At 47.3% G+C, this 15,333-nt stretch carries 13 protein-coding genes; 5 read left to right on the top strand and 8 right to left on the bottom strand.

What is annotated here, in order from left to right; all coding sequences use genetic code 11:
* Nucleotides 1–3 precede the first annotated feature (3 nt).
* The 5 genes from Q369_RS0109935 to Q369_RS0109915 form a co-directional block, all read right to left on the bottom strand.
* Complete coding sequence (locus tag Q369_RS0109935) at nt 4–297, bottom strand: hypothetical protein (protein WP_031527657.1); 294 nt, start codon at nt 295–297, stop codon at nt 4–6.
* 26 nt (nt 298–323) lie between these two features.
* Nucleotides 324–887, bottom strand: coding sequence for an HD domain-containing protein (locus Q369_RS0109930; RefSeq protein WP_031527656.1), 564 nt, complete (start codon nt 885–887; stop codon nt 324–326).
* Nucleotides 888–978: 91 nt separating this feature from the next.
* Nucleotides 979–2,802, bottom strand: a complete 1,824-nt coding sequence (locus Q369_RS0109925) for a glycoside hydrolase family 2 protein (protein WP_031527655.1) — start codon at nt 2,800–2,802, stop codon at nt 979–981.
* A gap of 187 nt (nt 2,803–2,989) precedes the next feature.
* Nucleotides 2,990–4,303, bottom strand: a complete 1,314-nt coding sequence (locus Q369_RS0109920; protein ID WP_031527654.1) for an MFS transporter — start codon at nt 4,301–4,303, stop codon at nt 2,990–2,992.
* A gap of 77 nt (nt 4,304–4,380) precedes the next feature.
* Entirely contained in the window at nt 4,381–4,836 is a 456-nt protein-coding gene (locus Q369_RS0109915) for a hypothetical protein (RefSeq protein ID WP_031527653.1), read from the bottom strand.
* 127 nt (nt 4,837–4,963) lie between these two features.
* Between Q369_RS0109915 and Q369_RS0109910 the strand changes: the two genes are divergently transcribed.
* Together Q369_RS0109910 and Q369_RS0109905 are read left to right on the top strand one after the other, a co-directional pair.
* Nucleotides 4,964–6,595, top strand: a complete 1,632-nt coding sequence (locus Q369_RS0109910) for a T9SS type A sorting domain-containing protein (RefSeq protein WP_031527652.1) — start codon at nt 4,964–4,966, stop codon at nt 6,593–6,595.
* Nucleotides 6,596–6,604: 9 nt separating this feature from the next.
* Nucleotides 6,605–8,623, top strand: coding sequence for a thioredoxin domain-containing protein (locus tag Q369_RS0109905; protein WP_084165697.1), 2,019 nt, complete (start codon nt 6,605–6,607; stop codon nt 8,621–8,623).
* Here Q369_RS0109905 and Q369_RS0109900 read toward each other — a convergent pair.
* On the bottom strand, nt 8,618–9,136 hold the full coding sequence (locus tag Q369_RS0109900) for a DinB family protein (RefSeq protein WP_031527650.1): 519 nt from the start codon (nt 9,134–9,136) through the stop codon (nt 8,618–8,620). The genes Q369_RS0109905 and Q369_RS0109900 overlap by 6 nt on opposite strands.
* 189 nt (nt 9,137–9,325) lie before the next feature.
* Between Q369_RS0109900 and Q369_RS0109895 the strand changes: the two genes are divergently transcribed.
* The 3 genes from Q369_RS0109895 (at nt 9,326) to Q369_RS0109885 (ending at nt 12,469) form a co-directional block, all read left to right on the top strand.
* On the top strand, nt 9,326–9,880 hold the full coding sequence (locus tag Q369_RS0109895; RefSeq protein WP_031527649.1) for a hypothetical protein: 555 nt from the start codon (nt 9,326–9,328) through the stop codon (nt 9,878–9,880).
* A 175-nt stretch (nt 9,881–10,055) separates the two neighbouring features.
* Nucleotides 10,056–10,898, top strand: coding sequence for a hypothetical protein (locus tag Q369_RS0109890; protein WP_229206796.1), 843 nt, complete (start codon nt 10,056–10,058; stop codon nt 10,896–10,898).
* An 11-nt stretch (nt 10,899–10,909) separates the two neighbouring features.
* The gene (locus tag Q369_RS0109885; RefSeq protein ID WP_031527647.1) at nt 10,910–12,469 is read left to right on the top strand and encodes a vanadium-dependent haloperoxidase; all 1,560 of its coding nucleotides are present in this window, start codon (nt 10,910–10,912) and stop codon (nt 12,467–12,469) included.
* A gap of 82 nt (nt 12,470–12,551) precedes the next feature.
* Here Q369_RS0109885 and Q369_RS0109880 read toward each other — a convergent pair whose 3' ends face one another.
* Together Q369_RS0109880 and Q369_RS0109875 are read right to left on the bottom strand one after the other, a co-directional pair.
* On the bottom strand, nt 12,552–14,714 hold the full coding sequence (locus tag Q369_RS0109880) for a molybdopterin cofactor-binding domain-containing protein (protein ID WP_031527646.1): 2,163 nt from the start codon (nt 14,712–14,714) through the stop codon (nt 12,552–12,554).
* 33 nt (nt 14,715–14,747) lie between these two features.
* Nucleotides 14,748–15,239: a (2Fe-2S)-binding protein gene (locus Q369_RS0109875; protein ID WP_031527645.1), complete on the bottom strand. Its 492-nt coding sequence runs from the start codon at nt 15,237–15,239 to the stop codon at nt 14,748–14,750.
* Between the last annotated feature and the right edge of the window lie 94 nt (nt 15,240–15,333).

Below are 15,333 nucleotides of genomic sequence, written 5' to 3'. Positions count from 1 at the left end.
AGGCTATTGTTTTTTGAATGGATAGTTGAGCAGGACATCCGTGCCTGTTTCCCCATTAAGATAGCGGACCGCCAACACGCCAAGCGTCTTAGAAGCTTCTGATTTGGATTGGAGGACTAGCTCTTCGTAATTGGTTATCCGTTTACTCAGAATCTCAATAGCCTGAGTGTAAGCTTCTGCAAGCTCACCTTCTGTTCCCGCATCTTTCAGTTTTTCCTGTAAACGGTCGATGGTTCCGTTTATCTCATCCTCTGTTGGAGTCGCGTGTTCAAAATCTTTCTGTTCGGATGAATTCATACATCATTCTGTCAAAGTGGTAAATGTTAGAAGGAGACTGTTTTCAGGGTTTGTGTAAAAACAGTGCAGCATTCCTGATACAGGTCGGGATTGCCTTTGTTTAGCCGCCAGAGATAATGATCGATTTCCCGAAGATAAACACGGGCAAAGCCCCTGTCGCTTGCAGCAATGGAGACGATATTATCGATGATATCTGCATACTTGACAGTTTGCGCGATTGGTTTCGAAGAGATGATACGCGCAGCTTCCATTTGTTTTCTCTTAGCCCGGTTAAGGTGAGGATATTTGGCGCTCGTGTACTTATCGGTAAGATCATCGACGGCAGCAAGTATTTGAGCGTCCTCCTGAACATTATAGCCGAGCTTGATCAGTAAACCCGATAGTGTAGCCAGCGAACATGGCGTATCCTCAATGAGGTCGTGGCAAAGCGCAATTTCAGTTTCACAACCTTCATTGGAATATCGGCTCACCGTGTCGGCGACGCTCAGAAGATGTGTGTAATAAGGCTTACCTGAATACTTCCGCACTTGCGTGCCGTGCATTTCCTTGACAAAATCAAACAGCAGCCATTGCCTCTCCGTAAGTTCCATGCTTTTTTGTAATGCGATGCTAGGCCATCAAGTATTTACAGATAATCCTATTCTTCCAAAAACAGAAAAATCCACTCATTTCATAAGAGTGTCAAAGAGCATTGCGCTTCGATGCCAACAGGCCGGCGGGAACATTCAACGCGCCTGTTTCCGGGTCAATTAAGCCATTTTGTTCATCTTCAATGTTAGTGGCCTGTGTGTAAACATCACCAGAAATGTCGCGTTTACGAAGTTCTGCTTTGTAAAGCGCGATTTGATTTGCACGGGCAGCGTCGTCTTTTGGCCCGCCATAATCCTGGAAACCAAACCCACCCCATTCACTTACTATCAATGGAACCTGCTTGCGATAGAAAAACGGATCTCCCACCACAAGCGGGAAAGCTGCTACCTTTTCAAATTTCCCGTCTCTCAAATCATCAAGCATTCTTTTCCAATCCTCCAAGTTCGGCGTGTATAAATGTGCCGTTAAAAGATCTGATTTAAGCCTTCCTTCCAGGGAAATGTGCTGCCAGCCATCGTTATCAACAACCAGGAACTGTGGATATGAAATTTGCATGTAATGGTACATATCGATAATGTACTGCTGCGTTTCCAGGTTGTGCGCAATATCCTGCACACCCCAATCTTCATTGTATAAGCTCCATATCACTACAGAAGGATGGGTACCAATTAGCGCTACCATTCGTTTCAGCTCCGCGCGGTGATTCTCACGACTTTGGAAAGTGGATTGATGCGGGCTGGGCACCTCCACCCATAGCAGAATTCCTATTTTGTCTGCAAGCTTGTAAATGCGCGGATCTACACCGGCGATGTGGATCCGGACGAGATTGCAGCCAAGTTCCTTCATCGCAAGCAAATGCTTTTTGATCTGATGGTAAGTTGAATTACCCGGCTGGTACAAGATCCCATCGAGGTAAATGGGCTTGTTATTCAAGTAAAGCTTATTACCTCTTGCCTCGAATTTCCTCAAACCAAACTTCGTTTCAATCTCTGAAATTGCACCGTCGTCGTCAATAAGCTGCGCGACCAGCCGGTACAGGTTGGGGCTTTCTACGGACCAAAGCGACGCATTTGGGAGATCAATAACGAGGCGTTGAGATTTCTGACCCGCTTCCAGTACCAGCTCAAACTCGTCTTCTGCTACCAGCTCATCGCTTTCAACAGGGAAAATACATAGTTTGATCTTATACTTACCCGGATCATGAATGCGGGTTGTCAATGTAAACCGTACTAAATTATCTTCAATGATGCTGACCACACCCACACGCGACCGCAGCCGGTTTCTCTCCACCTTTTCAAGCCAGACACTCCGGACTGCGCCAGTAAAGGTCTGGTACCAGATTCCGCCGCGTTTATAAACGTGCGATTCCTGCTTCCCGCGGGGTATATCCGCATCCATACTGCTGGCAACCCGGACCGTAAGCCGGTTAACAGGTTTCAGCATTTCAAGTTCGTAGGAAAATGAGGTATACTCTCCGGTATGCATCTGATCCCCTTCAATCGTGGAAAGTAAATGCCCATTGAGCCAAACCATCGTTGCGTATCCACAGGCCCCAAAAGTCAGCTGCAGAATAGTGTCGCTGGCTATCACCGACGCGGCTTGTTCAGGCAGCTCAAAATTCCTTTCGTACCAAACTACAATCTTGTCCTGCCAGGAGGCTATTTCGTTCTGTGAGCCAGCCAAATGCTGTTCTACGCTGCCCGGCCAGTTTGCTGTTCGTGTAAAATCGTGTTTCACATACCAGCTGTCAACCAGCCCCCTGTCCTCTGCATCAACAGCGAATTTCCATTCACCGTCGAGCAGGATATACTCATTTGGTCGGAGGACAGCCCGGGGAAGATCGTCCCGAAAAGCTTCTGTGTCAAAGGACGCTTCCCTGCTTTTGGAAGACCCGTAATTGGTGTGATTTTGCATCTTTTACCTGATTTGATTTCCAAATGCAGCCGAACTCACGTACAGCAACACTCAATGTATATGTGAAAATGTAACCAACGTTGAACCAAAGTCGATAAGAATTGTGCCAGCGCGGGGGATTTAACAACGAAGATAAACGGATTGATTAAGCCAAAAACCAGGTCAGATTCACCGGATAGCGCTGTAATCAGCTACTTTTCTTATCCAATTCAAAGCGGTAAACTTTGAGAGAAGGAATGCGATAAAGCAAAACGAGACCCAGCACGAAGATCACAAGTAATGCTAGAATACTGTTGCGCATGCTGCCCGTAATGTGTTCTACCATTCCGTAAATAAAGGTACCGAGCACGATCGCCAGCTTTTCGGTGACGTCATAAAAGCTGAAATAAGAGGCGGTATCACTCACATTTTCGGGGATCAGCTTCGAGTAAGTCGAGCGTGAAAGCGATTGAATACCGCCCATTACCATCCCGACTGTGCAGGCGATCATATAGAATTCCATTGCCTCGGTGGTATAGTAGGCGCCGGTACAAATGCCGATCCAGATCACGACGCCAGTCATCAATGCATAGATGTTTCCTATCTGAGCAGAGAGCCAGGCAAAGGTGTAGGAACCCGCAATTCCCACCAGCTGAATCAGCAGTACTGTTATGATCAGGCTTTGGGAAGGTAATTTCAACTCGCTTGCGCCGAAAATTGTAGCTACATACATCACCGTTCTAAGCCCCATTGTATAAATAAAGAATGCAGTCAGGAACTTAGCCAGGTAGGGCTGCTCCCGCAAATTGCCATATACTTTGCTTAGCTCTCTGAATCCATTCAAAATCCAGCTGCCGCCTTTTTGCTTATCACTTCTTCCTTCGGGCAGATAATGGAAGGGAATTTGCGCGAATAGTATCCACCAAAGTCCCACAGTAAAAAACGAGATCCGTGCAGGCAGCGCCTTTTGGGTGATTCCATAGAAATCAGGGAACAGGACCATGCTCAGGTTGAAAAGCAGCAGCAGACAACTTCCAAGATACCCCAGCGAAAATCCGCGTGCGCTGTACCGGTCGAAATTGTCTTCCGTTGCGATTTCGGGCAAATAGGAATCATAGAAAACAATGCTCCCACTCCACCCTACCAGGCTCAAACCGAAAAGGAAGATTGAAGCTATCAGGGTATCTTTTGTAAAAAAATAAAGGAGCATGCAGCTCAATGCACCAGTATAACAGAAGAACTGCATAAATCGCTTTTTCTTGCCGGTATAATCGGCGATTGCCGTACAAATGGGAACAAGCAGGGCGGTGATCAGGAAAGAAACAGAAACTGTGTAGGAAAAAAGCACTGAGCTTTTAATGGAAAATCCGAAGAAGTCTACCTCCGGGCGCCCCGAGGCACTGAGGGCAGTTGCGCTAAAGTAAACCGGAAATATGCTGGAAACGATTACAAGTGCATGTACCGAGTTGGCCCAGTCGTACATACACCACGCGTTAATGATAGAAGGGTTATTCTTTTTCATTCAAATATGTTTGGCACAAAATAAGAAAAGCGGCAGATTTAATCCGCCGCTCCACTCATATATATTCGAAACAAGACCTAGATCACGGGCTCAAATACCATAATAGTCTCCTGATCAACTCCATTAACAGGCATTGTGCTTTTTAGCCGCATCCTGCTATTGGTAAGTTCCTCAACGCCGAACTTCCCGGCAAACCCGGAGATTGAGATATCCAATATTGCTCCTTCATCGATCAGGTACCAGGTACCTCCATTGATCACCTGCTTGGACTTTTGGTCAATTGCTTTGGTGACATTGTTTTGCATAAACTGAATATCCATTACCTGCTTGATCGCCTGTGTTTGCGTATTCAGCAAATTGATCGGAATATCCTTACCTGACAAATCAGTCACCTTTGACATGCGCCACGGATAGTTGACGAGTATTTTGTCCTTTTCTGTGGGCTGCGGGTTTTCGTTCTTATCTTTGTCCTTGTCACAAGCTGCCATAAAAAGGCCAAGAACAAGACTGGCGAGTAGCAATATTTTTTTCATAATTCTTCTGGATTTAAATTTTCAGGCTAGTTACCGAGTAGTTTGAATCTTGTAAAATACATTCGCTTTTCCCGGAAAAACAACATTATACACGTCGCAAAAGTAACGAATTTGTCTGGCCATTCTTATGATTCAATCTGCTAAAATCTATTTTAAGGAATTTTATACGACACTTTTCCTACTGCTATTTACCGGTTTCACGTGCTTCGGACAGGATTGTCAGCCCGCATTTGTACTAAATCCGGTTACCGGTAACAACACCATAGAATGGGGCAAATTCCCAACATTCTCCCTTCCATTCAAGATCATTTACAGCGGCCCACGTTTCGGCGATACACAGTCACAGCCGTTGCAGCACGGATTTAGTCACCTCGCTTCCTTCTCCGGCAATGAGCCAGGCTCACTTACACGCCAGCAAAGGGCTGTGCTCTGGTACGGAGTAGCGACATCGAGCGGCAACCAGCCGTGGGCGGATAATGCACTCAGAAGTCCGTGGGGAAACGACACAGCAGCCTACCGCAATTACTGGGACAATTTTGCCGGTACCGTGACTGATGTAGATATTGTGTGCCTTGACATTGAACGAATGCAGCGAGAAGACCGCGACATTCTTGCATTAAAAACGAATAACCAGATCCCGCAAAATTACCGCAACCTTTCTGATCAGGATTTCTTGCTTACCTACAAACGGGATATGCGCTGGTGGTACGCAGAAGCTGTCAACCGGCTGCGTGCAAAAGGTGTAACTGCCCAAATAACGAGTTACAGCGATGTTCCGGTCCGCAATACCTGGCTTAATATCACCTCTAATTCCTGGCAGGACTGGACCACTAACCTGGCGCGAACACACTACCTGGCTCAGGATAACAGTGGTAAGATCGGAGGCAACTTTTTCAATTCACTTGATTTTCAGTCGCCATCGCCTTACTACTATTATGGTTATGCGCATCCTATCGGTAAGGATTATCTTTCTTACCTGCTGTTCAATATCGAAGCCAATGCAGCTTGGAGCAACAAACCCGTCATTCCGTTTGTATGGATGAGAATTCACGACAGCTACGATCCGAACACGCCGCTGATCGACAAGTACCAGGCCGAGGCTACGGCTATTTTCCCCTTCTTCTCTGGTGCAAAAGGGCTTTGGCTCTGGGAAAACCCATTTTTTCCCGGTAACCGTCAGGAAAACTATGCACCTTACGAACATTTTATTTATGGTTTGTACCGGCTTTCCGAGTTCAGGAGCATGTTTGAAGGCGCTTACCAGCTGGTAATACCGCAGTCAGCCCGCGATCATATGGAGCTGCAAAACCCGGTCTGGCGGGGTGTTGTCAAAGGCAGGGAAATTCTGATCGCAGCTCAAAATCCTTACGCTGCCGACAACCAGCAAACAACTATCGCGGTCTCACACCAGAAATGGACACGCACGATCACATTGAATGGAAAGCAGGTATTTCTCTGCAAGTTTGACCTGGACGATACAGTGAATGGTGTAGAGCAGCCACTCTCAGACGCATATGTATATCCGCACATTGTATCACGTGAGATCAACGTGGTACTCACAGGAGCTAATGGCAGCAGCGATGTGTCGATGACAATTTTGAACACAAAAGGGCAAAGTTTTTACCAAAAGCTCCTTAAATCACAAGCAGGAGAGACCAGGCACTCAGTTGCGCTTCCTTATCTTTCTTCTGGCATATATTTTGTCCGGTTCGACACTCCGACCCAAACAATTACCAAAAAGGTAGTTGTAAACCAATAAAACAGCATTATGAACCGTCTTGCCCAGGAAACCAGCCCGTATTTACTTCAACATGCCCACAATCCGGTAGATTGGTATCCATGGGGAAATGAGGCGCTTGAAAAAGCCAGGCAGGAAAACAAGCCTATTCTGGTTAGTATCGGCTATTCTGCCTGCCACTGGTGCCACGTGATGGAACGGGAATGCTTTGAAAAGCAGGATATCGCCGAAGTGATGAATGCGCATTTTGTTTGCATTAAAGTAGATCGTGAAGAGCGGCCTGATGTGGATGCGGTGTACATGGACGCAGTGCAGGCAATGGGCGTGCGCGGCGGCTGGCCGCTGAACGTATTTTTGCTGCCCGACAGTAAACCATTTTACGGAGTCACCTATTTGCCTCCTCAGAACTGGGTGCAGCTGCTGAAAAGCATTGATAATGCATTTAAAAACCACCACGACGAGCTGGCAAAATCAGCCGAAGGATTCGTGGAAAATATGGCAATTCCCGATTCAGAAAAATATGGATTGAACACCCAGCATACCGAATTTGAAGCCGCGCATTTAGACTCAATGTTTGAACAGCTTCAAAAAAACTTTGATACCTACAATGGTGGCATGAACCGGGCGCCCAAGTTTCCGATGCCTTCCATTTACAAATTTCTGCTTCGTTACTACGACATCAGCCAGAACCCAGAAGCGCTGCGCCACATTGAACTTTCGCTGAACCGGATCGCACTGGGAGGAATTTACGACCACGCTGGCGGCGGCTGGGCACGGTATTCTGTCGATGATCAATGGTTTATACCGCATTTTGAGAAAATGCTCTATGATAATGCGCAGCTGCTGGAAATCTTCTCGGAAGCTTACTCGCTCACCCAAAATCCATTATATGCCGACCGGATCCGGCAAACGATCGGATGGTTAGGTCGTGAAATGCGGCATGCAGAAGGGGGGTTCTACTCGGCTCTGGATGCAGACAGTGAAGGTGTGGAAGGTAAATTTTACATCTGGACCGAAGCTGAGCTGCGTGAAATATTAGGCGATGATTTCAACTGGTTTTCCAAACTATATAACATATCAGGCCACGGCAACTGGGAACACGGCTTCAATCATCTGCATCTTACAGAAGCGCCAGTTCATACGGCGAAAGCCGCTGGGATCTACCATGATCAGTTTGAAGCAAATTACCGCCGCACGCTGGATATACTCTTCGAACATCGCAGTCACCGCGTGCGACCTGGGCTTGACGATAAGATACTTGCCTCATGGAATGGGCTGCTGATTACAGGTCTTGCAGCTGCATACCGTGCGCTTGGCGATGAGGAAATCAGGGAAATGGCTGTATCAGCGGGCAATTTTGTATTTGAAAAAATGAGCGCCGAAGGACGTTTGCTCCACAGTTACAAAAATGGAAAAGCTTCGGTGACCGGTTTTCTGGAAGATTATGCCGCAGTTATCGGCGCTTGTCTCTCCTTGTACCAAATCACTTTTGAGGAACACTGGATCCGTAAAGCGGAAGAACTTACTTCCTACACTCTGACCAATTTTTACGATGAGCAGGAAGGTTTTTTCAACTTTACAGATGTGTATGGAGAAGCTTTGATTGCGAGGAAAAAAGAGCTTTTCGATAATGTAATTCCCGGCTCCAACTCCATCATGGCACATAACCTGTATACGCTCTCATTGATTACAGATAAGAGCGAGTACCTGGATATTACCAATAAAATGCTTTCAAAAATCAGTCGGCTGCTGCTTTCTGATGTGCAGTGGGTAACCAACTGGGCCGCGCTGTACTGCCAGCACGCGGTACCGACTGCGGAAGTAGCAATCGTTGGCGCCCAGGCAGATCAGGTTCGTAAGGACTTCGACCGCTTTTTTGTGCCAAACAAAGTCGTAATGGGCACTACGGCAGCCTCGGAGCTTCCATTGTTGCAAAACCGGACCGAAATCAACAATCAGACGGCGATTTACATTTGCTTTGATAAAACCTGTCAGCTGCCTGTTACCAACGTGGAAGAAGCCTTGCAACAGCTTGCCGGCGTTTCATAGCAACGGGAAATACCGCTCCGACAGGATATTCATGTGGTGAACAGGATGCCCCAGAATCACAAATGCCAGCGCCAGCGGAGTAATTTGCTTGCCGTCTGCACTGCCCGCCCGCTGCAGCATCACATCATTCATATTGCTGAATAAGGCAATACTTGCTGCCCGCACCAGGTCAAATTCTGCAAGCAGGTCTTCAAGGGTGCGCTTATTCGCGGTGGTATTCGGCGCGAGGATATTCTCATCATATCCCGCCAGTGGCGTATCATCCCCTCTCGAAAACCGCAATGCACGATACGCCATAATGCGCTCGTTATCGATCACGTGCTGTAAAGTGTCATGAACCGTCCATTTACCTGGAGCGTAAACCCGGCTTCCCAGCGCCTTCAATTTAGCCAGATCATGATAGATTGCAGCCGGTGTATATTTTTCAAATCCTTCCATAATATCGATATCATCAACAAGATTGATGTAGCGGTCAAAAAAGGGCGGCATGGGATTGATGTCTGATTTTTTCATGGCATATCAAATAAGCTGAATTAAAAATGCCAAAATACAGACTGATCACCTTCAAACCAACTTCGACGACATTCAAAAGTATATAACCCAAGGTTACTTATTTAATGGACTTCATTTACCATAAAGTATGATAATAGATCTTGTTTATATGCAATCAATTTGATTACTTTGAATATAATCCTCTCAGAATTGAAAAGTTTAGCGCCGGTAGCTTTATTGGTTTTGTTGCTCTGCAATACGTTCGGGCTTAGCGTAGCTGTGATCTTTTTTGAAAAAGATTACCTTGTGGCGCCAACAACAGAGACAATCGCTGAGCAGCAACTGTTGAAAGTTTACCTGCCTTCCCTGCCCTACTCCGGAGATCTGGAAATTCCAAGTCAGATCGAAGCATTAATCCGACATGAAAATCAGTTTTACAACCCGGTTCAGGTGCAGCATGCTAACGATACATTATATGTTACCCTGCAAAGTAACCAGGCCGCACGCGACAGGTTTTTCGAGCTGACCGCAGCCATGCAAATGCTCAGCAACCAACCCGGCGATACACCTGATCATCCAGGCAGCAAAGCATTGAAGCTCTTATCGGAGCTAATCAAAACGTATGTACCGGGAAACAAACAGGACTTTAACATTCAGCCTCATTCCATGACGGGCGTTCCTAACCGCCCTACCTTTGATTATAGCGGGAGCTATTCCTCTATTTCCGCAATGGTCAGCAATCCTCCACCTGAGCGCCGGTCATAACTCCATTTTTTCTTCAAAAGCTTTGCTTGTATAGCACTCCATACTGCCCTATGCGGCTGTTTGAATGCTCTTAAAAATCATTTATTATATGAAAAAATATTTACCATTGACCAGGTGGACTTCACTCGCTTGCTGGTTTTTGCTAACCTTTCACGTGTCGCAGGTTTTTGCCCAAATGCCTAACGACGCCATTTACATGTCAAAAAAGACTGCCTGCCTGGCCGTCACTTATTCACACAGCTCGTGGGATAAATACTGGGAAAACAGCCTCCGTCGCGAGAACCTGAACATTGGCACACACACAACACAAAGTGTAATGCCAATGCTGGCGGTAGGTATAACCAAAAATCTCAATGTAATTGCTGCGGTTCCTTATATCTGGACACAGACCAGCGCCGGCAACCTGATGTGGCAAAAGGGATTTCAGGATGCATCGGGCTGGCTTAAATACCGCTTTTTGAATGTGTCAGGTTTTAGCCTTCACGCCATTGCGGGCGGTTCCATTCCCGTGACGAACTACATTCCTGACTTCCTGCCCATGTCAATCGGCTTGCAATGCAAAACGGCCACTGCCCGACTTCTGATCAATTACCGTCACAAATCCGGCGTATACATGACTGCTCACGGAAGCTACATATTCAGAAGCAACATCAAAATAGACCGGGATACCTACCAGGCTGACGAAAAACTGTACGATTCTGATCAGGTTCGTGTTCCAAATGCTTACGACGCAGCTGCTCGTCTGGGTTACCTCAAAAAGGCAATTCAGGCAGAAGCTTACGCAGAGTACGGCGCATGTGCAGGCGGGGATTTTATCCGCCGGAATGATATGCCATTTCCTACCAATAATATGAAGTCCACAACTGTTGGGGTTTATGCCAAATATCAACCCAAGAACATTGGCGTAAATGCGCGGGCTGCACACGTGGTAAATGGCGCTAATGTTGGACAAAGCACGGCTTTCTCGGCCGGCATTCTTTACCAGTTCCGCTATGCCAGGGCGGACAAAAAACTTTGATCTTTCCTGAAATGAGATATAGCTATTCTTTCTTACACAAAATTGCGAAGTCCGCATCCTTTGTTCTTCTCGGCGTAATTGCGCTTTCCTGTAATAAAGTCGTACAGGAACCTACCATCGGAATCAATGATCCGTCCAGCCTGGACCAGAATGCAGGCAACTGGAAGACTTACGTGTTGACGGCATCGTCAGAGATACCCGTGGAAGCGCCAGCCGAAATAACCAGCGAAAACTATAAAACCGAGCTGCGCAAGCTCAAAGAGGTTGTAAATGCAGTTACACCTCAACAAAAAGAGCAGGTAAATTACTGGGGCGCAGGCGCTGTTTTCCGCTGGAATGAGATCGGTCGAGAGCTCGCTGCCAGGTACAATACCCCGCCGGCTTCTAATCAGGACGGTAAATACCCGGTACCCGATCCCGCCAATCCGCTTGCAGACCCGAAATTTCCATTTGCAAACCCGCCTTATACAGCAAGAGCGCTCGCTTACCTGAGCGTGGCCCAGTACGACGCGCTGGTGGCAGCATGGAACTATAAGTTTAAGTACAAACGTCCCGCACCTTCCAGGTCAGACAATGAGATCAAGACACTCCTGCCGGTCACGGATCTTCCCTCCTATCCTTCTGAGGACGCGGTGGTGGCGGAAGCTTCCTTTCAAATACTGAAAGCAATGTTCCCCGGCGAGGTACCTTACCTGGAAGCCAAGTTGAAAGAGCATAAAGAAAGCAGGCTCTGGGCAGGATTAAATGTGAAAAGCGACATTGATGCAGGAGCTGCATTGGGCAAAGCCGTAGGAGAAAAAGCGATGGCGCGCGCAAAAACAGATGGGATGGGCGCAGCAAACAACCAGGCAAAAACGGCTGAAATGATCGCAAATGCGAAGGCGATCGGCATTACTGAACCATGGGTAAGCCAGGAAGTGCCGGCACGCCCTGCTATGTTGCCTACTTATGGAACAGTGATGCCCTGGAACTTCGACCGTCAGGCAGTAGCTACCATGAGACCTTCACCTCCTCCCGCAATTGGCAGTGAAGAGTTTAACAAAAATATGGAAGAGCTGCGAAAAATAGCCAAAAGCCAGACCCGCGAGCAGGCACGCATTGCGAGCTTCTGGTCCGACGGCGTCGGCAGCTACACCCCACCGGGCCACTGGCACAGACGCGCAGCAAACCTTTGTCACCAGAACAAATTCAGTGAAGTACGCACCGCCAGAACCTTGGCTTTATTGGGCACCACATTGCAGGATGCGGGTATCTGCTGCTGGGACGCTAAATATTATTACTATTATCCGCGCCCGAACCAAATGGACAAGAAGGTAAAAACCTCAGTTGGATTACCTAATTTCCCATCCTATACATCCGGGCATTCCACCTTCTCGGGAGCAGCGGCTGAACTGCTGGCGCACATTTTCCCAGGTGAGAAACAAAAGCTCGACGCGATGGCCAATGAAGCTTCTGTTTCAAGAATCTACGGATTGATCCACTATCGTTTTGATTGTGAAGCTGGTCTGGAATCAGGACATAAAGTGGGTGAATTTGCCGTAGCAAGAGCAAAAGCCGACGGCGCTGAATAATCACTTCTAAAAACATAAAAAAATAGCAGCACTCTTCCGAGTACTGCTATTTTTTTGCCTATTCGTTGATAATCAGATAGTTTTAACCAAGATTATGGATATCGAATGGAAGCGTACGCATTCTTTTGCCGGTCGCTGCGAAAACTGCATTGCCTAGTGCTGGCGCAATGGGTGGTAAGCCAGGCTCACCAACACCACCGGGTACCTCGTCGCTGTCAATAATGTGCACTTCGATTTTCGGCATTTCGTTGAGCCGCATGATGTTGTATTCGTGGAAATTGTTTTGGTCGCACTTGCCGTTCGTGAATGTAATTCCGTCCTTGATAGCCGCGGTTAGCCCCATAACGATATTCCCTTCGGTTTGCGCCTTTACGTTGTCAGGATTAACATAGTGGCCACAGTCGATCACAGAGACAACCTTATCGATTTGCACTCCTTTATCCTTTTTCGAAACAGTAATGCAACAAGCTGATATACTCCCGAAAGATTTGAATACAGCCAACCCTCTTCCACTTCCTTCCGGAAGCTTTTCCTCCCAGTTGGCTTTTTCAGCAAGAGTTTTAAGCACTTTCTGAAAACGTGGATCCGGCAAGATATCCAGTCTTGCCTGCAGGGGATCTTTCTTGGCCAAATGCGCCAGCTCATCTACAAAACATTCCTGCCCCCAGCCAAAGTTAGACGCATAAACCGACCGCCACCAAACGATAGGAATATCAGTTTTCACATTGGTCCAGCTGATTTTAGAAGCGGAGTCAAACTGGTACTTACTGTTTTCAGTACTGAGCTCACCACCGATCCAGGCATCGGCTTCGTCTTCTTTCAACCCTTTGAAAACCTGGCCTAATATAGATTCACCAATAGTATGATGGTGAAAACCGGTGATTTTACCATTCTCGACAAAACCTTGCATGTGGCTGAGCATACCCGGCCGGTAAGGTCCCTGCGCAATATCATCTTCCCTGCTCCAAATAACCTTTACGGGCTTCTTGACCTCCCGAGAAAGGTGACAGGCTTCCAACACAAAATCGTGATAAGCTTTGCGGCCGAAAGCGCCTCCCAGCAATGCGACATTGATCTTTACCTGCTCAGGTTTAACCTTCAAATAACCGCATACGTCTCTCAAAGTCCAGTCTGGCCCTTGTACCGGACCCCAGATTTCGACGGTTCCATCTTCCTTCACGTGCGCAATTGCATTCTCAGGTTCAATGGGCGCGTGTGCTAAAAATGGCGTCTGGTAATTAGCTTCGAGCTTTTCCTGTGCTTTGGCGTACTTTGCGGCGAAATCTCCTTTTTCCTCAAAGTTAACACCTGGCTTGGCGGCGGCCTGAGCGGTTGCCTTATAGTAGTCAGCAGTGTTTAATGTTTTTTCATAATCGGCATTGTCCCAGGTCACTTTCAAGGCTTTTTTACCTTTCAATGCAGCCCAGTAATTAGTTGCCACTACTGCAACAGCCTCAGAAGTACGGTGCGGCATGGTACGCTCCGTTTTGATCACCTTTAAAACTCCCTTGACCTTTTTGGTCTCCGAATCATCGATATTGAGCACCTTACCGTGGATTACAGGCGAATGCAAAATGCTCGCGTAAACCATTCCAGGCACTTCCACATCAATTCCATAGACAGCTTTGCCGGTTACTCTCTCAGGTACGTCGAGACGTTTATTGTATTTACCGATAATCTTGAAATCCTTGGACTCCTTCAATTTGGGAGCTTTTGGAATTTCGAGTTTAGATGCATCGTCGGCGAGTTCTCCGTAGGTAAAGCTCCTGCCGCTGCCTGGATGTACAATCTTCCCATCTTCGGCTTTGCATTCCGATACCGGCACATTCCAACGTTTGGCGGCTGTGGTAGTCAACATTTCCCTGGCGGCAGCGCCTGCCTTGCGGATCGGCATCCAAAGCTCACGTACCGAGCTGCTTCCACCGGAAGTCTGGCTGCCGTATTTGCCGTTTCCGTCGCTTTGCACGATCAATACCTTTTCCAAACTTACTTCAAGTTCTTCGGCCAGCAGCGACGGTACCGCCTGCGTTGACCCCTGCCCCATGTCAGGTCGCGGGTTTACCAATGTGATATTGCCCGCCGTATCGATGATAATGAACGGATTGATTTCCAGCTTGATAATTGCCGGACTGATCTTTTTTACTGCTGCATTCCTAGTAAAGCCTGATATTCCCAGCGCTAATCCCACAGAAGCAAGGCCGCCTGCTTTCAAAAAGCTGCGGCGTGATGGTTGTATGTTTTCCAAGATCTTGATTGACTAAATTTTGTGAATTGCGACTTACATCTTCCCAATGCCGCTTTCTGCGACCTTTACTTCTTCTGCCGCACGGTGGATTGCCTTGCGGATCCGGTCGTAAGTACCACAGCGGCAAAGGTTGCCGCTCATTGCCACGTCAATGTCTGCGTCAGTTGGCTTCGGATTTGATTTTAACAATGCAACTGCAGACATAATCTGGCCCGACTGGCAGTATCCGCATTGAGGTACCTGCTCTTCAATCCAGGCTTTCTGGATCGCGTGCAACTTGCCGTCACCAATTCCTTCGATCGTCGTAATCTTATCTGTTTTGGCCAAAGCAGACACCGGCGTCTGACAAGACCGGGCAGGTGTCCCATTTAAATGCACCGTACAGGCACCACATTGCGCCATTCCGCATCCGAACTTAGTCCCTTTAAGCCCGACAAAATCCCTAACAACCCAAAGCAAAGGCATATCCGGTTCAACATCAACCTTTACTTTCTTCCCGTTTACTGATAAATTATAGATCGCCATAGTAAGTCAATAAGGTCAGCATTCGCCTGCCAACAGGTATGTAAATTATTTTAAAAAAAACATTTATGCAAAAGCCGGCACGCGCAACTGATAA

It is taken from the genome of Dyadobacter crusticola DSM 16708 (assembly GCF_000701505.1).
Classification (GTDB): Bacteria; Bacteroidota; Bacteroidia; order Cytophagales; family Spirosomataceae; genus Dyadobacter; species Dyadobacter crusticola.
The sequence above is the reverse complement of the archived record's forward strand: the minus strand, read 5'-3'. Positions and strand labels throughout refer to the sequence as shown.

Excerpts from the sequence above, each read along its gene's own strand:
- Q369_RS0109935 (WP_031527657.1), bottom strand. The coding sequence starts at position 297 with ATGAATTCATCCGAACAGAAAGATTTTGAACACGCGACTCCAACAGAG.
- Q369_RS0109930 (WP_031527656.1), bottom strand. The coding sequence starts at position 887 with ATGGAACTTACGGAGAGGCAATGGCTGCTGTTTGATTTTGTCAAGGAA.
- Q369_RS0109925 (WP_031527655.1), bottom strand. The coding sequence starts at position 2,802 with ATGCAAAATCACACCAATTACGGGTCTTCCAAAAGCAGGGAAGCGTCC.
- Q369_RS0109920 (WP_031527654.1), bottom strand. The coding sequence starts at position 4,303 with ATGAAAAAGAATAACCCTTCTATCATTAACGCGTGGTGTATGTACGAC.
- Q369_RS0109915 (WP_031527653.1), bottom strand. The coding sequence starts at position 4,836 with ATGAAAAAAATATTGCTACTCGCCAGTCTTGTTCTTGGCCTTTTTATG.
- Q369_RS0109910 (WP_031527652.1), top strand. The coding sequence starts at position 4,964 with ATGATTCAATCTGCTAAAATCTATTTTAAGGAATTTTATACGACACTT.
- Q369_RS0109905 (WP_084165697.1), top strand. The coding sequence starts at position 6,605 with ATGAACCGTCTTGCCCAGGAAACCAGCCCGTATTTACTTCAACATGCC.
- Q369_RS0109900 (WP_031527650.1), bottom strand. The coding sequence starts at position 9,136 with ATGAAAAAATCAGACATCAATCCCATGCCGCCCTTTTTTGACCGCTAC.
- Q369_RS0109890 (WP_229206796.1), top strand. The coding sequence starts at position 10,056 with ATGCCTAACGACGCCATTTACATGTCAAAAAAGACTGCCTGCCTGGCC.
- Q369_RS0109885 (WP_031527647.1), top strand. The coding sequence starts at position 10,910 with ATGAGATATAGCTATTCTTTCTTACACAAAATTGCGAAGTCCGCATCC.
- Q369_RS0109875 (WP_031527645.1), bottom strand. The coding sequence starts at position 15,239 with ATGGCGATCTATAATTTATCAGTAAACGGGAAGAAAGTAAAGGTTGAT.